A 7,689-nucleotide genomic window follows, 5' to 3' on the forward strand; every position below is an offset into this window, starting at 1 on the left:
TAGAGTAATTTTCGCCTGTTTTTGTTCTTTTTCAAGAGATATTCCACGTTTATCCTTTTGTGGTTGTAGCGTATATGGTAAATAATGATGAGGAAAACGCCTTTTGTCGATTAAAATAGGAGGTGAGCGTCAAATATTTTAATTATGTGACGAAATTCAAACGTGGTGTGTCAAAAGCACAAGAACACCTAGAATAACTAAGAAACCCCAATTTCTTACACGTACGGGAACCACTGGAGCCATGGTGATTAGTTGACCAAAACTTATCATTTATGGAGAACATTACTTTTGTAAGACTTAGGGATAATAATCTAGTCCAACACGTTCGTGTTGTGGCCCTTTTATTGGGTTTAGGACTGTTTTCATCCTTCAGTGTTGCCCCTTCATATCATTCTTCCAAAATTAGAACGTGGAGCGACCACGTAATTGGGGTTGATAAAATATCCACCAGTTCGGTTTGGGACATATCCGGACTTTGGGACCCATTTTCTTCCCGATCCAATGATCATCACACAAATTCTTTTGGGATGAACATTACTGCCCTTACGGATTGTGATGGTGATGGTGTGACCTGTGATAAGGAAGAAGAAGATGGAACAGATCCGGAGGATCCTTGTGATTTTATCTTGGCCCACCAGAATTGCACACCAACCAGTACGTGGAAGAATATGGATTGCGATGGTGATGGGGTGACCAACCAAAAGGAAAAAGAAGATGGTACCGACCCATTGGACCCTTGTGATTTGGTTGTGGAACATCAAAATTGTACCGTTCCGGATAGTTGGAAAAAAATGGATTGCGATGGGGACGGAGTCACCAACGAAAAGGAAATAGAGGATGGTACCGATCCATTTGATCCATGTGATTTGGTTGTGGAACATCAAAATTGTACTGTGCCCAACAGTTGGAAAAATATGGACTGTGATGGTGATGGGGTAACCAATGGAAAAGAAAAAGAGGATGGTACCGATCCATTAGACCCTTGCGATTTTGTTTGGGAACACCAAAACTGCGCACCTTCCGATGCATGGAAACAATTGGATTGTGATGGCGATGGGGTGACCAATGGTGATGAGCACGAGGACGGAACCAATCCATTAGATCCATGTGATTATAATCCTGACCATGTGACCTTGCCACAAAGCGGCGATTACCTATCAGCCGATTGTGATGGTGATGGAGTCACGAATGAGAAAGAAATAGAAGATGGAACAGACCCGTTGGATCCTTGTGATTTTGTATTGGAACACCAAAACTGTGCGCCTTCCGATGCATGGAAGCAGTTGGATTGCGATGGCGACGGGGTGACCAACGGCGACGAAAAAGAAGACGGTACCGATCCCTTGGATCCCTGTGATTACAACCCTGATCATGTGACCCTGCCACAAAGTGGTGATTACCTTACTGCTGACTGCGATGGGGACGGGGTGACGAACGGTGATGAGAAAGAGGACGGCACCGATCCTAACGATGCGTGCGACTTTGTCCTTGGTAGCCAGACCGTGGATCCATCATCAACCTGGAACAGTTCCGACTGTGATGGCGATGGGGTGACCAATGGCGATGAAAAAGAAGATGGTACCGATCCCTTGGATCCTTGCGATTATAAGCCAGAGAGTGTGACCTTGACCCCTTCAGCGGATTGGGAAGCCTTGGATTGTGATAATGACGGAAATCCGAACGGCACAGATCCAAATCCATTGAAGGCCACGGCCATGGATGATTCCGGATCAACTCCTGCCCTTACACAGGTTGCCATCAATATTTTGGAGAATGATGATTATCTACCCAATAATGATGTCAATAATTTGGGGATTACCGCACTTTCACAAATTGGGGGTAATGCACTGGGCACGGTTACTTTTGATGCCGACACAGGTTTCATAATCTATACTCCAGTCTTGTCGGAATCCAATTCAACGATTACCGTTATTTACCAAGTTTGCAACGTTGCTGTTGATCCAAATGTTTGTGCTTCGGCAACGGTTACCATTCAAGTGGGTGCAAATACCATTGATGCGGTTGATGATGCCTACACTACGGATACCAATGGTGGGACTATTTCAGATAGTGACGTGTTGGACAACGATACCTTGAACGGTACACCGGTAACTCCAGGAGATGTTATTTTGACTTCGACCCCTACCGATGAACTCACCATCAATGAAGATGGAAGCATCACTGTAAACCCAGGAACATCCGAAGGAACCTACACCATCAGCTACACCATTTGTGAAGCGGCTAACCCAAGCAATTGTGACACCGCAACCGTGACTGTGGAAGTAACACAGGGTGCAGCGAATGTTATTGATGCCGTGGATGATTCCTATAATGCAGACACCACAGGTGGAATAATTTCGGGTAGTGACGTGTTGGATAATGATACGCTTAATGGAGCATCTGTAACACTTGAAGATGTCATTTTGAACTCCACTCCAACAGACGAGCTCACCATCAACGAAGATGGAAGCGTTTCCGTGAACCCGGGAACTACAGCAGGAACCTATACCATCAGCTATACCATTTGTGAGGCCGCCAACATGGAAAACTGCGATACAGCAACAGTAACTGTAGTAGTCACCGAAGGAATGGCCAATGTGATTGATGCGGTAGATGATGCCTATGCTTGGGACACCACCAGCGGAGTGATTACCGATAGTAACGTGTTGGACAATGACACCTTGAATGGAGTGTCAGTAACTTTGGCAGATGTCATTTTGACTTCTACTCCAACGGACGAACTCACCATCAACGAAGATGGAAGTGTATCCGTGAACCCAGGAACTGTAGAGGGAACCTATACCATCACATACACCATTTGTGAGGCTGCCAATCTGGAAAATTGTGACACGGCTACCGTTACCGTCGAGGTGACCGAAGGCATGGTCAATATAATCGATGCGGTGGATGATGCTTATGGTGCCGATGCATTGGGTTTGATACCTAACAGCGATGTATTGGATAACGATACCTTGAATGGTGAATCCGTTAACCTTGATGATGTGATTCTGACTTCGACCCCAACGGATGAACTGATCATCAACCAAGATGGTAGTGTGACGGTTATTCCTGGAACAAAAGATGGTACCTATACCATCAGCTATACGATTTGTGAAGCATCAAACCCCGAAAATTGTGATACGGCCATTGTGACCGTCACGGTGGATGGAATCGATGATGATTCCAAAATTGAAGTGAACCAGATGCTAACGCCCAACGGGGATTTAAAGAATGACTTCCTCTTCATTAGAGGTGTCGATAGGATACGATCTAGCACCCTGCAAATATTTAACCGATGGGGCGTGGCCGTATATGAGGGTAAAAACTATGACAATGTCAACAATGTGTTTGATGGTCGTTCAAGAGGTAGGTCGTCGTTGAGTGTCAACGATTACCTTCCAGCAGGAGTGTATTTTTATATCTTTAACTACGAAACGGATGAAGGCAGTTTCACGGATTCCGAATACATATATATAAGCAGGTAATATTGACAGAATGGTAAGAATGCGTTTTTTAATCACGTTGATGTTTATTGGAATCGTATCCGTGGGTATGAATGCCCAACAAGATGCCCAATACACACAATATATGTACAATACATTGAGTGTCAACCCTGCTTATGCCGGATCTCGTGGACAATTGAGTTTTGCCGGATTGTACCGTTCACAATGGGTTGGTTTGGATGGTGCTCCAGAAACCTTTACCCTAAACCTTCATTCGCCCATCAGGAATAGTAGATTGGGCTATGGGGTTTCCGTGGTGAACGATAATATCGGGGATGGAGTGGTACAGCAGACTTATTTGGATGCGGCCATCTCCTATACCCTTGAATTTGCTAGGGATGCCAAGCTATCCTTTGGGTTGAAAGCAGGGGGCAATATGATCAGCCTTGATTTTAACGGCCTTCGCAACTTTGATCAGGAAGTAGTCAACCAGAACAATATCGACAATAAGTTCACTCCCAATTTTGGTTTGGGAATTTACTATCATACCGATACCTTTTATGCAGGATTATCGGCACCCAATATTTTGGAGACCGAATATTTCGACAACGACAATTCTGATAACTCGGTTAACTTTTTGTCGGCCCAGCGTATCAATTTTTACTTCATTACAGGATATGTGTTCGATTTGGGCCCGGACCTAAAGTTTAAACCTGCACTGTTGACCAAGGCAGTGGGAGGGGCACCTTTGCAGGTTGATCTTTCCGCCAGCTTTTTGTTCGCGGACAGGTTCAGTTTTGGTGCCGCATACCGATGGGATGCTGCTGTGAGTGGCTTGGTAGGCTTTCAATTGACCGAACAACTTATGGTGGGACTTGCATATGATAGGGAAACCACAGAATTGGGAGGAACGCAGTTCAATGATGGCTCCTTCGAGATTTTTTTAAGGTTGGAACTGTTGAAGAGTTTTCAGAGAACCGTATCACCAAGATTCTTTTAATATAGTATAGGATGCTGAAAAGAATACTCATTATACTTATCGTAGTTTTAGGTTCAGGGGCCAAAATGGTCGCTCAGGACAGCATTCCCGAAAAAAAGATTGAAAGGACCATAGAGAAGGCCGATGAACGCTATCGGGAATATTCCTTCAGTCCTGCCATCGACATCTATAAAAAGGTATTGGATAAGGGCTACACTTCGCCAGATCTGTTGAAAAAACTGGGTAACTCCTATTACTTCAACGCCAAATATCAAGAAGCGGCCGACATCTATAAAAAACTGGAAGAAGAATATCCGGATGAAATGGAGGTGGAGTATGTGTTCCGATACGCCCAAAGTTTAAAATCCGTGGGGAATTATGATGAAGCGGCCAGGTTGATGGAAAAATTCAAGACCATGACGGCTTCCTATACCGGTGGGTTTGATGAGGACTACATGACCAAAATCGAGGAGAACTCGGGAAGGTATACCATCAAGCCATTTGGGTACAATAGCAAGTATTCTGATTTTGCCGCTTCCTACTACGAAAAAGGACTCATTTTTGCTTCCGATCGGGATACAGGTAATTTGGCACGATATCGACATACATGGAATTCAAGGGACTTTTTGGATTTATACAAGGTAAATGCGGATAGTGTGTCCAATAATACAGTGGTCAAATTGGAAGGAGATGTCAATACCCGCCTTCACGAATCCACTTCAGTGGTCACAAAGGACGGTAGCACCATGTATTTTACCCGTAATAACTTCATGGACGGGAAAAAATACAAAGACGGTGAGGGCATTACCCGTTTAAAGATCTATAGCGCCGAAAAAGTGAATGGCGAGTGGACCAATATCACGGAACTTCCTTTTAACAGTGATTCTTATTCTGTGGCGCACCCAATGTTGAGTCCGGATGAAAAAAGGCTCTATTTTGTTTCCGATATGCCAGGTAGCCTTGGAGAATCGGATATTTTCATGACCAATATTATCGGTGATGGCACCTATGGCCCCATAGTGAACCTAGGAAAGAATATCAATACTATGGCAAGGGAAACGTTCCCTTTCATTACTTCGGATGGGGTACTGTATTTTTCTTCTGATGGGCATTTGGGATTGGGCGGATTGGATGTTTTTGCTACAAAGATTGCCTTTGATGATTATGACCAACCTGTGGTGAATGTGGGAAGACCAATCAATGGGCCCAGTGACGATTTCGCCTTTATTTATGATACCGATAGCAAGACCGGATACTTCTCTTCCAATAGGGAAGGAGGCATGGGAGATGATGATATTTATGAATTCGTGGAAAATGAGCCTTTGGTTTTGGACTGTATCCAAGATGTGTCAGGAACCGTAAGGGATCGTATCTCCAATGAAGTTTTAGCAGGTGCTACCGTAATGGTCATTGATGAAGAGAACAAAGAGGTTTCATCTACCATAACCGATTCTGATGGGAATTACTTTTTGCAACTCGACTGTTCCAAAGGAAATTTTGTTAGGGCATCCCGGGATGGGTATGTACCTGCTGAGGAATATTTTGGCAGATCCTATGGTAAGCCCAGAATCATAGATTTCTATTTGGAAAGGGATCTGGTCACAGGAGGTTTTGGAGACGATTTGGCCAAACTGTTGCAATTGAGCACCATTTATTTCGACCTGAACAAATACAACATCAGACCCGATGCTGAAATTGAAATCCAAAAAGTGATTGTGGCCATGGAAAAATACCCTAGTTTGAAGATTAAGGTGAATTCCCATACCGATAGCCGTGGCAATGATGCCTATAATCTTTGGTTGTCCCAAAAAAGGGCAGAATCAACGGTCAACTATATGATATCCAAAGGAATATCTCCAGATAGACTTCAAGGGGAAGGATTTGGGGAGACCAGATTGGTCAATGAATGCATGAATGGGGTTCGATGCTCTGAGGAACAACATCAGTTGAACAGACGTTCAGAGTTCATTATTTTTGAATAATGTACTGATTAACAGAATTATAAAATAACATTTTTTCTTCTTAAAATATGAACGGCCCTCTTTAGGAGGGTCTTTTTATTTTGTGTCTAATCTATCTTAGTTAATTCCTCTACTTAAAATTTTTGGTAGCTATTCCTTAAATAAGGCAACTAATTTTTTGATAAGAATCCTTTGTACTTCTCAAAATAAATAAAGTAAGAATTAGATTACGTATACTACTTGGGTTCGGGCGTCCGAACAACTGCTTTTATTGACTCTCATCGATGAACAGTCTTAAAAAAATGATAAAGAATTGGGATAATGACCTCATGATATGGATGCTATACAGTAGGTTTTTAGTTGTACACAACAAATATTTTCTACCCCTATAGGTAAAGGTAATTTTGTAGGGAGTTGTAAAATTCGAAGTGTTCTGTCTTGAGGCAAGCACTGAAAATAGTACGGCTGAAACAACAAAAAACATATCGAATACCGAGCCTCAACAAATAGTAACCTCATGAAAAAGAGCATAGTTGCCCTACTGTTTCTACTTTTTACAGGAATTGCCTTTTCCCAAACCACAGTAACCTTACAGGACCAATGTAATTGTGAAGTCCTCAAAGGAACCGATGTTTCCAGTACAGGAGCAGTCAGCCCGACTGGCGCCGATATGGGAGATATTTACGTAAATACCAATACCGGGACCATTTACTTCTGGGACGGTGATTCTTGGGAATTGACATCAACCGATGATCAACAGCTGACAGGGTTTACTTTTGATGGAACTACCAATACATTGACACTTTCCTTGGAAAACGGGGGCAGTGCCAATGTGGACTTAAGTAGTTTAAGCGACAGCTTAACGGATACCAATACTACGGTTGCCTCATTTGGAATAGATGGCACCAACACCAATTTGGTCATTACAGATTCGGAGGGCAATACCTATTCTGTAGCGTTGGCCGATTTGGCAGCTCTGATAAATACTGATGACCAAACCTTGGCAGAGGTACTTGCCGACGGTAACGATGGTGGCGGTTCCGCGATCACGAACATCGCGGACCCTACCAATGCACAGGACGCGGCCACGAAGGCGTACGTCGACGCCCTTGACACGGACGACGCCGACGCGGACCCTTTGAACGAGATACAGAACATAGAGGAGGTTCTCACCGATGGGAACGATGCCAACGGCCTTGTGCTGACCGGTCTTGGGGCCCCCACGGCGGCCAGTGACGCGGCCACGAAGGCCTACGTCGACGCCCTTGACGGGACTGACGACCAGGACCTGGGCATAGGCTCCGGA

The 7,689-nt window shown here is 44.0% G+C and carries 4 protein-coding genes; all 4 read left to right on the forward strand.

Annotated features, from left to right (window positions below):
* The first annotated feature begins 272 nt into the window (after positions 1 to 272).
* Positions 273 to 3,485 (forward strand): T9SS type B sorting domain-containing protein, encoded by a 3,213-nt coding sequence (locus D2U88_RS18645; RefSeq protein WP_119642050.1) that lies wholly within the window; start codon positions 273 to 275, stop codon positions 3,483 to 3,485.
* A 10-nt stretch (positions 3,486 to 3,495) separates the two neighbouring features.
* The gene (locus D2U88_RS18650; protein ID WP_119642051.1) at positions 3,496 to 4,443 is read left to right on the forward strand and encodes a PorP/SprF family type IX secretion system membrane protein; all 948 of its coding nucleotides are present in this window, start codon (positions 3,496 to 3,498) and stop codon (positions 4,441 to 4,443) included.
* A gap of 11 nt (positions 4,444 to 4,454) precedes the next feature.
* A complete protein-coding gene (locus D2U88_RS18655; protein WP_119642052.1) occupies positions 4,455 to 6,404 on the forward strand; it encodes an OmpA family protein in 1,950 nt (649 codons plus the stop codon).
* A gap of 496 nt (positions 6,405 to 6,900) precedes the next feature.
* A partial coding sequence (locus D2U88_RS18660; protein WP_220473521.1) for a hypothetical protein occupies positions 6,901 to 7,689 on the forward strand: 789 nt, incomplete at its 3' end.

This window comes from Flagellimonas aequoris (genome assembly GCF_003584165.1).
Lineage (GTDB): Bacteria > Bacteroidota > Bacteroidia > Flavobacteriales > Flavobacteriaceae > Flagellimonas > Flagellimonas aequoris.